The following is a 17,407-nucleotide window of genomic DNA, read 5'->3' on the forward strand; positions in this document are numbered from 1 at the left end:
ATTGTTGCTTCACGTTTAATCTAGCCAACGGCATTTGCTCTATAAGACAAATGCCGTTGTTCGTTTATATACTTATTATAATAATTAACAGTCTTGACGGTTCGTTAACCGGAGATAAAACAGGCAGGGGGCAAGGATGTTGCTGGCAGATTTTTATATCGTTAGAAGAACAGCGCTGGCCTGGGCGGTTGCCATCAGCCTGGTACAGGTATGTACGGCTGAAGCGGCGATAACTACGCCCGTACCGGAACATGCGACGCATAAAACCATGAGCGCCGCTGCAGGGCAGCAGGAAATTCTGGCTGCGCTACCGCAGGGTGTAAAACCTTTCTACAGTGGAACGCTGGCATCGCTCTATGCCACGCGCCATATGCAACCGCTGTGGCAGGATCGGGAGGCGGTTCAGCAGTTTCAGCAGCAGCTGGCTGAAATTGCGCTTTCAGGTATCCAGCCTCAGTTTACTCAGTGGGTACAGCAGCTAACCGATCCTGAAATTACCGGCATGGCGCGCGATATTATCTTATCGGATGCCATGCTCGGCTATTTGCAGTTTGTGAGCAGCGTGCCGAAACAGGGGGAGATCTGGCTCTATAGTCAGGTGCCTTATAAAATGGCGTTGCCGCCGATGTCGGTCACTAACCAGTGGATATCCGCCGTTGATAACGGCCATGCTGCAACTTTTGTTCACTCGCTGGCACCGCAGCATCCGCAATACGCACCGATGCATAAAGCGCTCAAAACGCTGCTGGCGGATACGCATCCCTGGCCACAGCTGAAGAATAAGCAGACGCTGCGTCCGGGACAGGTTAGCGATGATGTGCCGGCGCTAAGAGAAATCTTGCAGCGCACCGGCATGTTTACACAGCACGACACGCCAGCGCCGAATGAGGATACTGCCTCCGCTGATACGCATCCTCTGAGTGATGATACGCAGGCGGTAGCCGTTAGCCCTTCAGCGGCAAATGTTATCGATCTGCCAGCAGCAACGCCGGAAAATCCCGGAAACGTGGCTGCTTCACAGCCGGTCGCCAGTAGCGATAATCTCTACGGACCGGAGCTGGTGGAAGCGGTAAAAAGTTTTCAGCGCTGGCAGGGGCTGGATGCCGATGGCGCAATCGGCCCACGTACACGTGAATGGCTGAATGTTTCACCCCAGCTACGTGCTTCGCTATTAGCGTTGAATATACAGCGTTTGCGTCTGCTGCCGGATGATATGCGTAACGGCATCATGGTGAATATTCCAAACTATTCCCTGGTCTATTATGCCGATGGCAATAAAATCTTGTCGTCGCGCGTGATTGTCGGGCGTCCCGATCGTAAAACGCCGCTGATGCGCAGCGCATTAAACAACGTCGTGCTCAATCCGCCGTGGAATGTTCCTACCTCGCTGGTGCGTCAGGATATCATTCCCAAAGTGAAGCGCGATCCTTCCTATTTGTATAAACATGGCTATACGCTGCTGTCAGGCTGGAGCAGTCAGGCCGAGGTTATCGATCCCAGCATGATTAACTGGAACATGGTCTCGGCAGATAATTTCCCTTATCGGCTGCGTCAGGCACCGGGCGCTGGCAACTCGCTGGGGCGTTTCAAATTCAATATGCCCAGTTCCGATGCGATCTATCTGCATGACACGCCCAATCATGGTCTGTTCCAGAAAGATATTCGTGCTTTAAGCTCCGGCTGCGTGCGGGTAAATAAAGCGTCGGATTTGGCAAACCTGCTGTTGCAGGATGCCGGCTGGAATGACGCACGAATCTCCAGCTCCCTTAAACAGGGAGATACGCGCTATGTGCCGATACGACATCATATTCCGGTTAATTTATTCTATTTAACGGCCTGGGTAGCTGATGACGGAAAGACACAGTTTCGTACAGATATTTACAATTACGATACTACCGCTCAGTCGGGGACACGCATCCTGACACAGGCGGTTAAATTGCTGCTTTAGCCTTTGATTTTGTAAGGTTTTTATTGGGCTGCCTGCCCCGCCAGGCAGCCCCTGTATCCCCGCTATTTACGTTGTTCCTCACATTACTGTGGTTTGGCAGCTTGACGTTAACAAAAACGGCGGTTATGGTGCGGGCTTGTATGCTTTTTGCACGCTTCGCTTTCTTTTCGTAGGTAAACGCATTTTATGGCTAATATTGATTCTCAACGTCGTAAGCTGCTGGTTTTTGGTGGAGCGGCAGCAGGGCTTGCGCTGCTTCCAGACTCAGCTTTTGCCTCAGTGTCAACGTCTCGTCCACGTATTCTAACGCTTAATAATCTTCATACGGGCGAAACCCTGAAAACCGAGTTCTTTAATGGTAAAAACTACGATCAGGAAGAGCTGGCGCGGTTAAACTACTTTTTCCGTGATTATCGGGCTAATAAAATTAAAAGTATCGATCCGAAATTATTCGATCAGCTTTATCGCCTGCAGGCAATGCTTGAAAATCGTAAACCCGTTCAGCTTATTTCCGGTTATCGTTCGCTTGCCACCAACAATATGTTGCGGGAAAAAGGAGGCGGCGTAGCCAAGCATAGCTATCACACGCTGGGGCAGGCGATGGATTTCCATATTGAAGGCATATCGTTAAGTAATATTCGTAAGGCGGCGCTAAAAATGCGTGCCGGTGGTGTAGGATATTACCCACGTAGCAACTTCGTGCATATTGATACCGGGCCGGTAAGAACCTGGTAACAGAGCGCTATACTGGCGACCGTTGGTCGCTGATAACGGAGCATTATGGATTACCTTATTATCCCCGTAACGGCCTTCGCGCAAAACTGTTCGTTAATCTGGTGTAATGAAACACGTGAGGCGGCGTTAATCGATCCTGGCGGCGATGCGGAGCGGATTAAACAGCAGGTTGAGACGCAAAATGTGCAGGTTAAGGCCGTGCTGCTGACGCATGGTCATCTTGATCATGTTGGTGCGGCGGTAGAACTGGCAGCGCATTATGGCGTATCGATTGTTGGTCCGCAAAAGCAGGATGCGTTCTGGCTGGATGCATTACCGGTGCAGAGTCAGATGTTTGGGTTAACTGAATGCGCGCCCTTTACGCCCGATCGCTGGCTGGAAGAAGGGGAGACCGTACAGGTAGGTCAGTCTACGCTGGAAGTGCTGCATTGCCCCGGACATACACCGGGCCATATCGTTTTCTTTCATCGGGCCGGACGCCTGCTATTTTCAGGCGACGTTATTTTTAACGGGGGCGTTGGGCGTACGGATTTCCCTCAGGGAAACCATGAAGCACTGATTGACGCCATTAAAAATAAACTGTTGCCGCTCGGTGATAACGTTACTTTTATTCCAGGCCACGGTCCGGTATCTACGCTGGGACGCGAGCGCATCAGTAATCCATTTTTAAACTGATATAGCGGAAACAAAAATGGGCCATTCGGCCCATTTTTAATGCGCATTAACGACTTATAAAACCGTTACGATGGCTTCGCAGAGTGCGGCCATGTTGTCCGGTGTCATACCCGCCACGTTAATACGTCCTGAATTAACCGCGTAAATACCAAATTCCTCACGCAGGCGAACAACCTGATCTTTATTCAGCCCGCTGAATGAAAACATACCGTTTTGGCGAATAATAAAGCTGAAATCGCGATTGGCACCTTTTTCTTGCAGGGTATTAACGAACAACTGACGCATGCGCTGAATTCGCTGGCGCATATCGGTCAGCTCCTGCTCCCAGATAGCGCGCAGCGTATCATTGCTCAGGATAGTGGCGACCACAGCAGCGCCGTGTGCCGGTGGGTTAGAGTAGTTGGCGCGAATAGTATATTTTACCTGGCTGAACGCGGTATCGGCGACGACACTATCGGCTGCGACCAGGGTAAAAGCGCCTACACGCTCGTTGTACAGGCCAAAGTTTTTTGAGTAGGAGCTGGCAATAAGTAACTCGCCATGACTGGCAGCGAAAATACGCAGCCCTTCAGCATCCTCTTCCAGACCACGAGCGAAACCCTGATAGGCAAAATCGAACAGCGGCAGCCAGCCACTTGCCTTCGACAGCTCGGCCAGCTGCGCCCACTGTTCGGCAGTGGGATCGATGCCGGTTGGGTTATGGCAGCAGCCGTGGAACAGCACTACGTCGCCTGCTTTAGCGCCGCGCAGGCTGACCAGCATGGCGTCGAAATCGAGCTGATGGTTTTCAGCGTCATAATAGTGATATTCACAAACCTCCAGGCCCGCTGCGCTAAAAACGTTTTTGTGGTTCGGCCAGCTGGGATTGCTAATCCAGACACGCTTTGCCGTAGTTTGCGTCGCCAGGAAGTCAGCGGCTACGCGCAGTGCGCCCGTTCCGCCAGGCGTTTGTGCCGTGCGGGCACGTTTTTCGCTAATAATGGCGTTGTCGTGACCAAACAGCAGAACCTGAGTACAGCGGGCAAAATCGGCCAGGCCATCAATGCTGAGATAGTTTTTAGTGGTTTCATTTTCCAGCAGATACTGTTCAGCCTTTTTCACGCTGGTCAGCACCGGCGTCTGTCCGGTTTCATCTTTATAGACGCCAATACCAAGATTAATTTTATTCGGGCGATCGTCAGCGCGGAAAAGATCGGCTAGGCCGAGGATAGGATCGGCGGGTGCAGCACTAATATTTTCAAACATATGAGAGGTCCGTAAGCTTCGAAACAAGCGAAAAGAGGCTTCAGGTTAACGCCAGAATGTTTAAATGCCAACCGTTTGCGAGAAAAAGAAAGCGGTAGGTTTGGGATTGAAAAAGAAGAAGTAAAAACGGGGCCAAAGGCCCCGTTGTCTGTATCGAGCAGAGTCAACCCGCTCGCTATCACGCTAACTTAGAACTGGTAAACCAGACCCAGTGCAACGGTGTCGCCAGAGCCGAGGCCCAGACGGTTGTTGTCATCAATCTGGTTGATGATGTAGTCAACGTAGGTGGACATGTTTTTGTTGAAGTAGTAGGTTGCGCCCACTTCAAAATATTTGACCAGATCCACATCGCCGATGCCTTCAACATCTTTCGCTTTGGACTGAACGTATGCCACGGACGGACGCAGGCCGAAGTCGAACTGATACTGTGCAACCAGTTCCAGCTGCTGGGTTTTGTTCGCGAAGCCAACGTTACCGGAGGTCAGGTTACCGGTGGTTTTGTCTTCAATGTAGGTTGCGTTACGGGTTTCGCTATACATTGCCGCCAGGTAGATGTTGTTGGCGTCATATTTCACCGCAGCAGCCCACTGCTCAGCACGCTCACCGCCGTTACCGAAGTAAGAGTTCTGCTGGCCGTTGGTACGGTCGCCAGAACCGTAGCCAGCGGCGAAGCCGAGGCCGATCGGTGAGGTATAGGTGGTAGAGATTGCGTAGCCGTCGCCGTTAGCCTGCTGAATACCGCGGCTGTTAGCGTTTACGCCATCGTCGTTTTTACCCTGATACTGTAAAGCGAAGTTCCAGCCTTCAACCAGGCCGAAGAAATCGGTATTACGGTAGGTTGCCAGGCCATTGCTGCGGCCTACGAAGAAGTTGTCTGAGTAAGCGGAATCACCACCGAATTCCGGCAGCATATCGGTCCAGCCCATTGCATCGTAAACGACGCCATAGTTACGACCGTAGTCGAATGAGCCGTAGTTAGCGAATTTCAGACCAGCAAAACCCAGACGGGTTTTGTTGCCTTCCTGAACGTCGTTGCCGCCTTCAGAACGGTTAGCCTGTACGTTGTATTCCCACTGACCATAACCGGTCAGCTGGTCGTTAATCTGCGTTTCGCCTTTAAAACCGAAACGAACATAGCTTTTATCGCCATCGCTGGCGTAGCCGTCGTTATCAGAGAAATAATGCAGACCTACAGCTTTGCCGTACAGGTCCAGTTTGTTGCCGTTTTTATTATAGATTTCGGCCGCATTTGCTGCTCCGGCAGCTAACAGAGCGGGGATAACCACTGCCAGAATATTGCGCTTCATCATTTTTTATTACCCTCATCGGAGTTATTTGGACACCTGCCACTGCCGTCAAGAATTCTTTACAAATACCTGATCAGAGTTTGGTGTCTTCCTGTGTCTGCTGGCATCTTTCCATTCACAGCCAGGTAATTCTACCTCGAAAATGCTACTAAACCCTAATAGTAGTTTCAAGAAGAAAATATATATTACAAAATGTAAAAATCAGGGAACTTTGTGAGAGAATTCAAAATTTAAAAAAATAAAAAAAGGCTGACGTAGTCAGCCTTTGTAGATATATGAATTTCTTATATTTAATGCGGAATTTTAGAAACTGGCGTTGCGAGGCGTGCGTGGGAAGGGAATAACGTCCCTGACATTCTGTACGCCGGTAACATAGGCGATTAAACGTTCAAACCCTAAGCCGAAACCGGAATGCGGTACGGTGCCGTAACGGCGCAGGTCACGATACCACCAATAATCTTCTTTATTCAGGCCCATTTCATTCAGGCGCTGATCCAGTACTTCAAGACGTTCTTCACGCTGCGATCCGCCGATAATCTCGCCGATGCCTGGCGCGAGAACATCCATCGCGGCCACGGTTTTACCGTCGTCATTAAGACGCATGTAAAACGCTTTAATATCTTTCGGATAGTTTTTGACCACCACCGGTGCTTTGAAATGTTTCTCCGCCAGGTAGCGTTCATGTTCGGAAGAGAGATCGATGCCCCATTTAACCGGATTTTCGAAGCTCTGACCGCTGGCGAGCAGGATATCAATCGCGTCGGTATAATTAACTTGCGCAAAATCGGCCGTAACAAATTTTTCCAGGCGAGAGATCGCTTCTTTGTCTACGCGTTCAGCAAAGAACGCCATATCGTCCGCGCGTTCTTCCAGCACAGCCTTAAAGACATATTTCAGCATCGCTTCCGCCAGATCAGCCGCATCATCCAGCGAAGCAAAAGCAATTTCTGGCTCCAGCATCCAGAATTCAGCCAGGTGGCGACTGGTATTGGAGTTTTCAGCGCGGAAAGTCGGGCCGAAGGTATAAATTTTTGACAGGGCGCATGCGTAGGTTTCGCCATTAAGCTGACCAGATACCGTCAGGAACGCTTCTCTGCCGAAAAAATCTTCATTAAAATCGACTTTGCCCTGTGCATCACGCGGCAGGTTTTCCAAATCCAGCGTGGATACGCGGAACATTTCGCCAGCGCCTTCGGTATCGGACGCGGTGATCAGTGGAGTAGAAACCCAGAAGTAGCCGTTTTCATGGAAAAAGCGGTGCAGCGCCTGGGCCAACGTATGGCGAACGCGCGCAACAGCGCCGATCAGGTTGGTACGCGGGCGCAGATGCGCAACTTCACGCAGATATTCGATGCTGTGACGTTTCGCCGCCATCGGGTAAGTATCGGGATCTTCCACCCAGCCTACCACTTCAATTGCAGTCGCCTGAATCTCAAAACTCTGTCCCTGGCCCGGAGATTCAACCACTTTGCCCGTCACAATAACGGAACAACCGGTAGTTAAACGCAGCACTTCGCTCTGGTAATTAGGCAGAGAATTATTGACGACAGCCTGAACGGGATTAAAGCAGGAGCCGTCATACACGGCGACAAAGGAAATACCGGCTTTTGAATCTCTTCGGGTACGCACCCAACCGCGCACGGTGACATCGCTGCCTACCGCAACCTGGCCGAGCAGTACGTCCGCTACAGGCACTACGCTCATAAAGTTCTCTCTTTATTAGTTCGAAAATAAACAGGTTAACCCCGAATTTAGGGCTAATCTATGTTACTTGCCGTCCGTCAGGACACAAGCAGAATTCATCGCTACGGGAGAGTTTTCTCTTTATTTCGTGGTTTATGCGACCGGAAGAGGGGATAACTGCGCCAGCACAGCGGAAAATTGGGCTGGCGCGATAGATTAGCTGGCTTTTTTTACCAGGGGCAAATCGAAGGCTTTACGCAGGGCGCGCACGAAGGCTTTATCCTGACAAATGGTTTTTCCCGGACTGTCAGAAAGCTTGGCGACCGGTTTTCCGTTGCACTCCACCAGCTTAATCACAATATTCAGCGGCTTAACCTGTGGAATATCGCACGTTAAACGTGTGCCGATGCCAAAAACAACGTTGGTACGTTGACCGAAGTGGCGATAAAGGTCGATGGCTTTGTTGAAATCAAGATTGTCGGAGAAGACCAGCGTTTTGCTGTGCGGATCGATCTCCAGCTTTCGGTAGTGCGCCAGCGCCTTTTCTCCCCATTCGACCGGATCGCCGGAGTCGTGACGCAGCCCCTGATAACGACTGGCAAAACCGGGGCCGAAATCGCGCAGAAAAGCATCCATTGTGATGCAGTCGGTCAGAGCGATGCCGAGTTTATCGTCATATTCATCCAGCCAGGCCTGTAGCGCTGCGCGTTGGCTGTTTGCCAGCACCGGACTAATTTGCTGATGCGCCTGAAACCATTCATGCGCCTGAGTGCCGACCGGCGTAATACTGAGCTGACGGGCGATATCGTAATTACTCGATCCTACCAGCCAGGGGAAATCGCTTTTCAGCGTGCTGACGATGGCAAACTGTACGTCGCGGGAAAAGCGACGGCGGGTACCGAAATCCATCAGGCTGAAGCGGGTAAGATCGACATCCTGCGTGCGCTCCCTGAAATCGCTGATTTTCTCCAGCAGGCGTTCAACCGCCATTGCCGGCGTCGCCTGTGGTGAACGGTGACGGTGAACCACTTCACTGATCAACGCCAGCAGTGGAACTTCCCACATGATTACTTCACGCCATGGGCCGCTGATACGGATATCCAGTTTGCCGCCGTGATTGCGAACCCGCACCTGTTCAGGGTTATAACGAAACGTTTTCAGCCAGTCGAGATAGTCCTGCTTAAAGAAAGGACGGCTCGCCAGATAAGCGTATTCCTCTGCACTCAGCGCCAGATGCTGCATATGGGCAATCTCAGCGCGAATCTCATCGGCGTAGATACCTAACAGATCGTCGCCCCGGCAACGGAACTCTGCGGTAACGGTCACGTTGTGATAGCGATGAAAAACAGCCTGTTGCATATGCAGCTTATAAGCATCGGTATCAAGCATCGTGGTCAAAATCGGGGAAGCGTATCGTGTCATGGTGCGTTTCAGCATCCTCTCGCGCGGGGCGTTTCCGTGGGTGTAAACAGATCTTCAGGACGAAAAGTATAACCTGCCGACAGATTAATAGAAGCCGATCACAGCATAAAACCGGGGGAAAGGTCGAGGAGAAATAGGTCAGGGTAAAAGGTATGTAGCATTAACTGCGAAAAGCGCCGTTTCGACGTGGCAAGCCGGACGCAACCAGAATAGACTTAGCGGTTAAACCATTGTAGACGCGAGAAGAATGTATGACGCAACAGCCACAAGTGAAGTACCGCCATGACTACCGTGCGCCAGATTACACCATTACCGATATCGATCTGACCTTTAACCTCGACGCCAGCACGACGCGGGTAACGGCGGTCAGTAAAGTAAAACGTCTCGGTGACAGTCAGGCCGCGCTGCGTCTCGATGGCGGCGATTTAACGCTGGTTTCGCTGCTGGTGGATGAGCGTCCGTGGCCGGATTATCAGCAGGAAGAGGGGGCGCTGGTTCTTAACAACCTGCCGGAAAACTTTACGCTGACTATCGTCAATGATATTCATCCCGACGCCAATACCGCCCTGGAAGGCCTTTATCAGTCCGGCGACGGTCTCTGCACCCAGTGCGAGGCTGAAGGCTTTCGTCATATTACCTGGTATCTGGATCGCCCCGACGTGCTGGCCCGCTTTACCACCACGCTGATTGCCGATCGCGCACGCTATCCGTTCCTGCTCTCTAACGGCAACCGCATCGATGCCGGAGAGATGGACGATGGACGTCACTGGATCAAGTGGCAGGATCCGTTCCCGAAACCCTGTTACCTGTTTGCGCTGGTGGCCGGTGATTTCGACGTGCTGCGCGACAGCTTTACCACCCGCTCCGGCCGTGATGTGGCGCTGGAAATCTATGTCGATCGCGGTAACCTCGATCGTGCCGACTGGGCGATGACCTCACTAAAAAACAGTATGAAGTGGGACGAGGAGCGCTTCGGGCTGGAATACGATCTCGACATCTTTATGATCGTCGCGGTGGATTTCTTCAATATGGGCGCGATGGAGAATAAAGGTTTAAATATCTTTAACTCTAAATATGTGCTGGCGAAGGCGGAAACCGCCACCGATAAAGATTATCTCGGCATTGAAGCGGTTATTGGTCACGAATATTTCCATAACTGGACCGGCAACCGTGTAACCTGCCGTGACTGGTTCCAGCTCAGCCTGAAAGAAGGGCTGACGGTATTCCGCGATCAGGAGTTCAGCTCCGATCTCGGCTCGCGTGCGGTTAACCGCATCGATAATGTGCGCGTGATGCGTGGCGCGCAGTTTGCGGAAGATGCCAGCCCGATGGCGCACCCGATCCGTCCCGATCGCGTCATCGAGATGAATAACTTTTATACCCTGACGGTGTATGAGAAGGGATCGGAAGTGATCCGCATGATGCATACGCTGCTGGGTGAAGAAAACTTCCAGAAGGGGATGCAGCTTTATTTCCAGCGTCATGACGGCAGCGCCGCCACCTGCGACGATTTTGTGCAGGCGATGGAAGATGCTTCCCATATCGATTTAACTCAGTTCCGCCGTTGGTACAGCCAGTCGGGTACGCCGGTGCTGACCGTACGCGATGACTATAACCCGGAGCTGGAGCAGTATACGCTGCACGTTACCCAGGCTACGCCGCCGACTGCCGATCAACATGAAAAGCTGCCGCTGCATATTCCGCTTGATATCGAGCTCTATGATGATAAAGGCGAACCGATTGCGTTACAGCATAACGGCGAGCCGGTGCATCATGTGCTGAACGTGACCGAAGAGTTCCAGACCTTTATCTTCGATAATGTGCCTCAACAGCCGGTGCCGTCGCTGCTGCGCGAGTTTTCAGCGCCGGTTAAGCTCGATTACAGCTGGAGTGACGCGCAGCTGACGTTCCTGATGCGTCATGCGCGCAACGATTTCTCGCGCTGGGATGCGGCGCAAAGCCTGCTGGCTACCCACATTAAACTCAACGTGGCGCGCTATCAGCAGGGACAACCGCTGTCGCTGCCGCTGCATGTGGCCGATGCGTTCCGTGCGGTGCTGCTGGATGAGCACAGCGATCCGGCGCTGATGGCGCTGATCCTGACCCTACCGAATGAAAATGAGATTGCCGCCCTGTTTGATATTATCGATCCGGAAGCCAACGCCGCCGTGCGTGACGCACTAATGCGTACCCTGGCCGTGGAATTGGCTGACGAGTGGCTGGCGGTTTATCGCGCTTATCAGACGCCGGAGTACCGCGTTGAGCATAGCGACATTGGCAAACGCGCCCTGAAAAATGTTTGTCTGAGCTATCTGGCGCTGGGCGATGCGAAACAGGCCAACAGCCTGGTGCAGGCACAATATCAGCAGGCGAATAATATGACCGATGCGCTGGCAGCGCTGACGGCAGCGGTCATGGCGCAGCTGGATTGTCGCGATGAAATGCTGCGCGAATGGGATGATCGCTGGCATCAGGATGGTTTGGTGATGGACAAATGGTTTACGTTACAGGCCACCAGCCCGGCACCGGACGTGCTAATGCGCGTACGCGAACTGCTGCAGCATCGCTCTTTCAGCATGAGCAACCCGAACCGTATCCGTTCATTAATTGGCGCTTTCGCCTCAGCTAACCCGGCGGCTTTCCATGCGAAAGATGGCAGCGGTTACCGTTTCCTGGTAGAGATGCTGACCGATCTTAACCGTCGTAACCCGCAGGTTGCTGCACGGATGATCGAGCCGCTGATCCGCCTGAAACGTTATGATGCGGATCGCCAGCGGATGATGCGCGAGGCGCTGGAAGAGTTACAGGGGCTGGAGAAACTTTCCGGCGATCTGTATGAAAAAATTAGCAAAGCGTTAAGCGCCTGAGGAAAGAATCTTTATCCGTAATCTGCGGATAAAGATTAATTGGTTGATTAATTATAAAGGTTCATTATTTAATGATGAACCTTTTTTCATTTTATCATTATCTCCCATCGTGATTTTGCTTTGTCGTATTCCATAATTGATAAAAATGCGTAGCTAATTATTTTATATTTAATTATGCATTATTCATTTAATGATATTAGCAGATTAGATAATGACAAAGCCATTAATTATGGTGAGAATTAACACAGCTCTATTCAGATAAAAGTTAGCATTTAAATTGATCTGATTAATATTTAGTATATTAACTAATTACCTGATACCACCCGTGATTCTGAAAATGGAATTTATCTATGTTGAACCGTATTACCGCCACGCTGCCGGTGGAGGGACTGCTTTTCTGGAAGCTGGAAGGCCGCGAAGCCTTATCGCAGCCTTTTGCCCTGAACGTCACCCTGCTCGGTACTGACGCGCGCGTTGAGCGCCACACGCTGCTGGGTCAGCCGCTGACGCTCGCCATCCCCACCGGCCTGCTGCTCTCCGGCGGCGTGCGTTACCTTAACGGTAAAATTACCCGCGTGGCGGTGCACAGCGAAGAGCTGGGCGGTACGCGTTACGCCGTCTATAAGCTGACCATTGAGCCGGACCTGTGGCCGATGAAGCGCGACAAAAACTCGCGCATCTTTCAGGAGCAGACGGCGGTGCAGATTATTCATCAGCTGCTGGCGGAATATCATGTGCAGGTGGAAGACCGGCTTACTGGCAGCTACCGCGTATGGGAATACTGCGTGCAGTACCAGGAGAGCAGCTTCGCCTTCATCAGCCGCCTGATGGAGCTGGAAGGGATTTATTACTGGTTCCGTCACGAGGCGGAGCGGCACATCATGGTGCTGTCGGACGCGCCGGAGGCGCACGAGCCTTTCCCCGGCTATGAAACCATCGCTTATCACGTGACCGGCAGCGGCGGGGTCACCGGCGAGCAGGGCGTCAGCCACTGGGCGCTGGAGGACCGGGTGACGCCGGGGCTGTACAGCATCGACGACTATGATTTTCGCAAGCCGTATGCGTGGCTGTTGCAGGCGCGGCAGAACCCGGCGGCACCGCAGCCGGGACAGACCGAGGTGTTTGAGTGGCCGGGGCGCTTTGTGGAGCACGCGCAGGGTGAGAAATATGTGCGCGTGCGCCAGGAGGAGTGGCAGGCGGCGCACCGGCAGATAAGCGGAAAGGGCACGGCGCTGGGTATCGCACCGGGGTACACCTTCAGGCTGCGTAACGCCCCGCACGTCGGCGACAACGGGCAGTACCTGACGCTGAGCGCGGACTACCGGCTGGAGGAGAACCGCTACGCCAGCGGCGGGGAGGGCAGCACGCTGCATGAGATAACGTTCCGGGTGCTGCCGGCGGAGGTGGTATTCCGCCCGGAGCCGACGACGCCGTGGCCGAAAACGCACGGGCCGCAGACGGCGCGGGTGGTGGGGCCGAAGGGGGAATCCATCCACACCGACCGCTACGGGCGCGTCAAGGTAAAGTTCCACTGGGACCGGCTGGCGAAGGGCGATGAAACCAGCTCGTGCTGGGTGCGGGTATCGAGCGCGTGGGCGGGCCAGGGCTACGGCGGGGTGCAGATACCGCGGGTGAACGATGAGGTGGTGATCGATTTCATCAACGGCGACCCGGATCGTCCGATAGTGACGGGACGGGTGTACAACGAGGGCAGCATGCCGCCGTGGTCGCTGCCGGGCGCGGCGACGCAGATGGGTTTTCTGAGCCGTACGAAGGATGGCACGCCTGATAACGCCAACGCGCTGCGCTTTGAGGACAGGGCGGGAGCGGAGCAGGTGTGGCTACAGGCGGAGCGTAATCTGGATGTGAATGTGAAGAATGATGCCAGCATGGTGATTAAAAAAAATAACACCCGATTTGTTGGCAAAAATGAGAAACAGCGCATTGTTCAGGACAGGGTGACAGGTGTTAAAGGTCACAGCACTTCTTTAACGGGCAAGACGTGTACGGTCAATGCCGTGGAGCGTTTTACCATAGGATCGGGAGAGGCGATCCGTCTGGAGTGTGGCAAAAGCGTGATAGAACTAACTTCAGACGGCAATATCAATATTAAAGGCGTTAATTTTAATATTACCGTAGAAAAAGATGGGCAAATTAATACAACGAACGGTGAATTACATCTTAATCCTGCGGACGGTGGTGCTGAAACCATTGCGCCCGGAACTACACATCAGGAAAGAATAAAGTCCGATCTGGACAGTTTGTTTGTGTCTGGTGCTGAACAAGGAAAATAATATGGCAATATTCAGGTTGCAGGAAGCCATGCTGGAGATCCCTGATATTTATAAAGACAGAACGATGAATCTTTTTGTCCTTAGCGAAAACAGCGCCAGCGATTTTAGTTTTGTGGTTTCACGGGGGACGGCAAAGTTTGATGATAAAGTGCAGGGTGTCGCTGCGCGTCTGTTAAAAGAACTGGAAATAACCGTACCAAAATTCAAGCTCATTTCCTCGGTCATGACCGTCATTGATGGAATGCCCGCCGCTGAAATTTTTTATCATTTTGAAAGCAATAATGCGCAGGTGTGGCAGAAACAGACCGTCGTTTTGTTGGATGATAAACCGGCAGGAAAAAAGATGATTAGCTATATTGGCTCTTGTCCTGATAGCTTTACTGACTATTATCAAAAACAATATGCTGAGATTTTAAAAAGCATCAGGTTTCATCGGCACGATAACGATGGCTTTATTAGTGAAGCTGTGCCGGCGGATGCGCAAAGCATTTTTTTCGTGATTGATACCGATCTTCGCCAGCTTAATGTTTTTGAAAGCGTTCAGGCACTTTATCAGCATGTCAATTTACAACGTGCATTAAACGGGCAGTATCTTTTTTATTGTTCGACCGGTCACCCGCTTCATATTGCGGCGGTGGTAGACAGCGAACCGGTTCGTTATGGGCTTTGGACATCCTCGCCAGAAAATTTCCAGCCTCTCTCGTCTCTGTTATCCGTGTGCCGTTCTGTCAGCGGGCCAGAAGCTCTGAATAGCATTGATAAAATAAACAGATTTATTTCAGATAAATAAGAAGAGGACTCTGTGTCTGAATTTAATGCTGCACGGGAACAGGATGAAATAGCCCATACAGCGTCTGAAGGATGGCTGATTGCCGGTGCGATCGGCGGTGCGTTAGTGGCGGGAGCAGCGATTGTGGTAACCGGTGGCACGGCGCTGGTAGCTGTGTCAGCCGTTGCGGCAGGTGCCTGTACCGGCGGTGGGCTGGGCGAACTGTTGGGCAGCATGTCCTGGGCACCCCGTCATACCACTGGTCAACTGGCTTCTGGTTCACCTGATGTTTACATTAACGATCGTCCCGCTATCCGTGCCCATCTGTCTACAGGTGCATGCGATGAGCATAGCGGCAGCCCGCAGCGGGTTGCCGAAGGGTCAATAAAAGTCTTTATCAACAACTATCCCGCAGCCCGTATCGGCGATCGCCTGACCTGTAGCGCTGAAATTTTTTCCGGATCGCCTGATGTTTTTATTGGCGGCGATAAGATTCAGACGGATGAAATCAGCCCGGAAATACCGGAATGGATTAACTGGGCGATGTTAGGTATCGGCGGCGCGGCGCTGGTGGTGCTGGCTTCTCCTGCCATAGCGGTGCTGGGCACCCTTGGCGGTATGGGCGGCGGCTATGCAGGCAGTTATCTCGGCGGAAAGCTGTTTGGTGAGGGCAGCGACGGACAAAAATGGATGATGCTGGCAGGCAGCCTGGTCGGTGGAGCAGCGGGCAGCAAAGGCGGGATGAAGTTCGATGCCTGGCGGAGCAATAAAACTGCTGCAATTCCGCCTAAATCCACGATGAGTTTAGCTGACGCAGTAGGAAAAGATCGGGCAAGTCGGTGGATTAATAGAGGAAGGGAACTTGCAGATCAATACAACCCTACGATATCAGCATTATTAAGCGATGATCAAGTAGGTGCTTTGCACGGCTATACTACTGAAGCTGGATATAAAATGATTAATCCAGCATTAAGGGGGGTAAAACCCCTGACTCCGGAATTAGAGGCATTTGCTAACCATGCTGTAGAAGGAATGAATAAACTACCTGTATTCGAGGGAGAAACTTTCCGAGGTATAGATACTTTGCCTGCCGAAGTATTGGATGCTTATCAACCAGGTAATATAGTTGCTGATAAAGCATTCATGAGCACAGATATTATCGAACCTTTTAAAGGAAACATCATACTTAATATTGAAGGGAAATCTGGTAAAAACATTCATTTCTTGTCTGCATTTAAGTCAACAGAAACCGAAGTACTGTATCCTCCAGGAACTAAGTTTGAAGTTGTTAACAGAATAGAAGAAAATGGTTCCATCATAATTCAACTTAAGGAAATTGAATGATTGATCTACACGAAGAAGATGCAATAGTTAACCGCTATGCAGACAGGTATCATCATTACTTACCGGTAAGTGCACGAGCGCAATATTCTGAGAATAACGAACGTCCAGGAGAACTCCGTAACGCCTGGGATCAAAAAGTAATATGTAGTCTTACTGAGGAACAATCCTGTGATAAAGCCGTAGGCGCGTTGGTAGGGCTTGCTGTTGGCGATGCGGTGGGCACGACACTGGAATTCCTCCCTCGCGATAAGAAAAATATTACAGATATGGTAGGTGGTGGGCCTTTCCAACTCAAAGCGGGTGAGTGGACTGATGATACCTCTATGGCTTTATGTCTCGCTGAGACGTATCTTCAAGAAGGCATTATGGATATCACCTGTTTCAGAGAAAAACTGGTAGGCTGGTACCATTATGGCGAAAACAGCTCAAATGGCAGATGTTTTGATATAGGCAATACGACAAAATATGCGCTTGAGCAATATCTTTTACAAGGTTCTTCATGGTTCGGGAATACGGCTAAAAATACCGCAGGTAATGCGGCCCTGATAAGAATGGCCCCTGTGCCTATATTTAGAAGACGTTCACTAAAGAAAACATATTTTGACTCTGAAACACAAAGTCTTGCTACGCATGGTGCCGTTGAGTCCATCTTTTCCTGTCAGTTTTTAGGTTTGATAATCAATTATTTGATTAATGGTTGCTCAAAAGAAAAAGTCTTTTCACCCCATGCGATTCCGCTTAGCGCAAGGGTATTAATCATCAACGCAGGTGAATACAAGCAGAAAACACGCGATCAGATCCGTTCGAGCGGCTACGTTATCGACACGCTTGAAGCGGCGATGTGGGCGGTATGGAATACGGATAACTTCCGCGACGCGATTCTTCTGGCTGCGAATCTGGGTGATGACGCCGACAGCGTGGCTGCCACGGCAGGTCAGATTGCCGGTGCGCTGTATGGTTATTCGGGGATACCGCGGGAATGGCGCGACAGGCTGGTGCAGGAAAAAAGAATCGCCGCTATGGCAGAAGCACTGTTCAGGCAGGCTCCTGAAGAGGAGCGGTAATAAACCCGTCTGGCGTAGCTACCTGTTACTGTTGGTGATGGCACAGGCGGGACA

General features: G+C 51.6%; 12 protein-coding genes. 8 read left to right on the plus strand and 4 right to left on the minus strand.

The annotated features are described in order from the left end of the window. Positions 1–268: 268 nt before the first annotated feature. The 3 genes from ldtD (at position 269) to C7M51_RS03835 (ending at position 3,358) form a co-directional block, all read left to right on the plus strand. A complete protein-coding gene (gene ldtD / locus C7M51_RS03825) occupies positions 269–1,948 on the plus strand; it encodes a L,D-transpeptidase (RefSeq protein WP_482805586.1) in 1,680 nt (559 codons plus the stop codon). 186 nt (positions 1,949–2,134) lie between these two features. Beyond that, a complete protein-coding gene (gene mepK, locus C7M51_RS03830) occupies positions 2,135–2,683 on the plus strand; it encodes a peptidoglycan L,D-endopeptidase MepK (protein ID WP_160620582.1) in 549 nt (182 codons plus the stop codon). Between the two features lie 45 nt (positions 2,684–2,728). After that, positions 2,729–3,358: an MBL fold metallo-hydrolase gene (locus C7M51_RS03835; protein ID WP_160620583.1), complete on the plus strand. Its 630-nt coding sequence runs from the start codon at positions 2,729–2,731 to the stop codon at positions 3,356–3,358. Between the two features lie 54 nt (positions 3,359–3,412). On the opposite strand, the gene C7M51_RS03840 is transcribed toward C7M51_RS03835, so the two are convergent. From C7M51_RS03840 to pncB, 4 genes are all read right to left on the minus strand, one after another. Beyond that, on the minus strand, positions 3,413–4,603 hold the full coding sequence (locus tag C7M51_RS03840; RefSeq protein ID WP_160620584.1) for an amino acid aminotransferase: 1,191 nt from the start codon (positions 4,601–4,603) through the stop codon (positions 3,413–3,415). A 188-nt stretch (positions 4,604–4,791) separates the two neighbouring features. Continuing rightward, positions 4,792–5,913: a porin OmpF gene (gene ompF, locus C7M51_RS03845; protein ID WP_280116108.1), complete on the minus strand. Its 1,122-nt coding sequence runs from the start codon at positions 5,911–5,913 to the stop codon at positions 4,792–4,794. Between the two features lie 300 nt (positions 5,914–6,213). Beyond that, positions 6,214–7,614, minus strand: coding sequence for an asparagine--tRNA ligase (gene asnS, locus C7M51_RS03850; RefSeq protein WP_160620585.1), 1,401 nt, complete (start codon positions 7,612–7,614; stop codon positions 6,214–6,216). A 195-nt stretch (positions 7,615–7,809) separates the two neighbouring features. Next, positions 7,810–9,030: a nicotinate phosphoribosyltransferase gene (pncB, locus tag C7M51_RS03855; protein ID WP_160620586.1), complete on the minus strand. Its 1,221-nt coding sequence runs from the start codon at positions 9,028–9,030 to the stop codon at positions 7,810–7,812. Between the two features lie 236 nt (positions 9,031–9,266). Here pncB and pepN point away from each other — a divergent pair, with 236 nt between their 5' ends. The 5 genes from pepN (at position 9,267) to tri1 (ending at position 17,353) form a co-directional block, all read left to right on the plus strand. Beyond that, positions 9,267–11,882 carry an aminopeptidase N gene (gene pepN, locus C7M51_RS03860; RefSeq protein ID WP_160620587.1) on the plus strand — a complete coding sequence of 872 codons (2,616 nt, stop codon included), beginning with the start codon at positions 9,267–9,269 and terminating at the stop codon, positions 11,880–11,882. Between the two features lie 350 nt (positions 11,883–12,232). Then, positions 12,233–14,176 (plus strand): type VI secretion system Vgr family protein, encoded by a 1,944-nt coding sequence (locus C7M51_RS03865; RefSeq protein WP_160620588.1) that lies wholly within the window; start codon positions 12,233–12,235, stop codon positions 14,174–14,176. Position 14,177: 1 nt separating this feature from the next. Continuing rightward, positions 14,178–14,966 (plus strand): DcrB-related protein, encoded by a 789-nt coding sequence (locus C7M51_RS03870; RefSeq protein WP_160620589.1) that lies wholly within the window; start codon positions 14,178–14,180, stop codon positions 14,964–14,966. Positions 14,967–14,978: 12 nt separating this feature from the next. Further along, positions 14,979–16,289 (plus strand): PAAR domain-containing protein, encoded by a 1,311-nt coding sequence (locus C7M51_RS03875; protein ID WP_160620590.1) that lies wholly within the window; start codon positions 14,979–14,981, stop codon positions 16,287–16,289. Next, positions 16,286–17,353: an ADP-ribosylarginine hydrolase Tri1 gene (gene tri1 / locus C7M51_RS03880; RefSeq protein ID WP_160620591.1), complete on the plus strand. Its 1,068-nt coding sequence runs from the start codon at positions 16,286–16,288 to the stop codon at positions 17,351–17,353. The genes C7M51_RS03875 and tri1 overlap by 4 nt, the downstream gene beginning before the upstream one ends. Positions 17,354–17,407 lie beyond the last annotated feature (54 nt).

Source organism: Mixta intestinalis (genome assembly GCF_009914055.1).
GTDB lineage: Bacteria > Pseudomonadota > Gammaproteobacteria > Enterobacterales > Enterobacteriaceae > Mixta > Mixta intestinalis.

Bases quoted from the DNA above. Each gene is read 5' to 3' on its own strand.
- pepN (WP_160620587.1), top strand. From the start codon at position 9,267: ATGACGCAACAGCCACAAGTGAAGTACCGCCATGACTACCGTGCGCCA.
- mepK (WP_160620582.1), top strand. From the start codon at position 2,135: ATGGCTAATATTGATTCTCAACGTCGTAAGCTGCTGGTTTTTGGTGGA.
- C7M51_RS03865 (WP_160620588.1), top strand. From the start codon at position 12,233: ATGTTGAACCGTATTACCGCCACGCTGCCGGTGGAGGGACTGCTTTTC.
- pncB (WP_160620586.1), bottom strand. From the start codon at position 9,030: ATGCTGAAACGCACCATGACACGATACGCTTCCCCGATTTTGACCACG.
- C7M51_RS03835 (WP_160620583.1), top strand. From the start codon at position 2,729: ATGGATTACCTTATTATCCCCGTAACGGCCTTCGCGCAAAACTGTTCG.
- tri1 (WP_160620591.1), top strand. From the start codon at position 16,286: ATGATTGATCTACACGAAGAAGATGCAATAGTTAACCGCTATGCAGAC.
- asnS (WP_160620585.1), bottom strand. From the start codon at position 7,614: ATGAGCGTAGTGCCTGTAGCGGACGTACTGCTCGGCCAGGTTGCGGTA.
- ompF (WP_280116108.1), bottom strand. From the start codon at position 5,913: ATGATGAAGCGCAATATTCTGGCAGTGGTTATCCCCGCTCTGTTAGCT.
- ldtD (WP_482805586.1), top strand. From the start codon at position 269: ATGAGCGCCGCTGCAGGGCAGCAGGAAATTCTGGCTGCGCTACCGCAG.
- C7M51_RS03870 (WP_160620589.1), top strand. From the start codon at position 14,178: ATGGCAATATTCAGGTTGCAGGAAGCCATGCTGGAGATCCCTGATATT.
- C7M51_RS03840 (WP_160620584.1), bottom strand. From the start codon at position 4,603: ATGTTTGAAAATATTAGTGCTGCACCCGCCGATCCTATCCTCGGCCTA.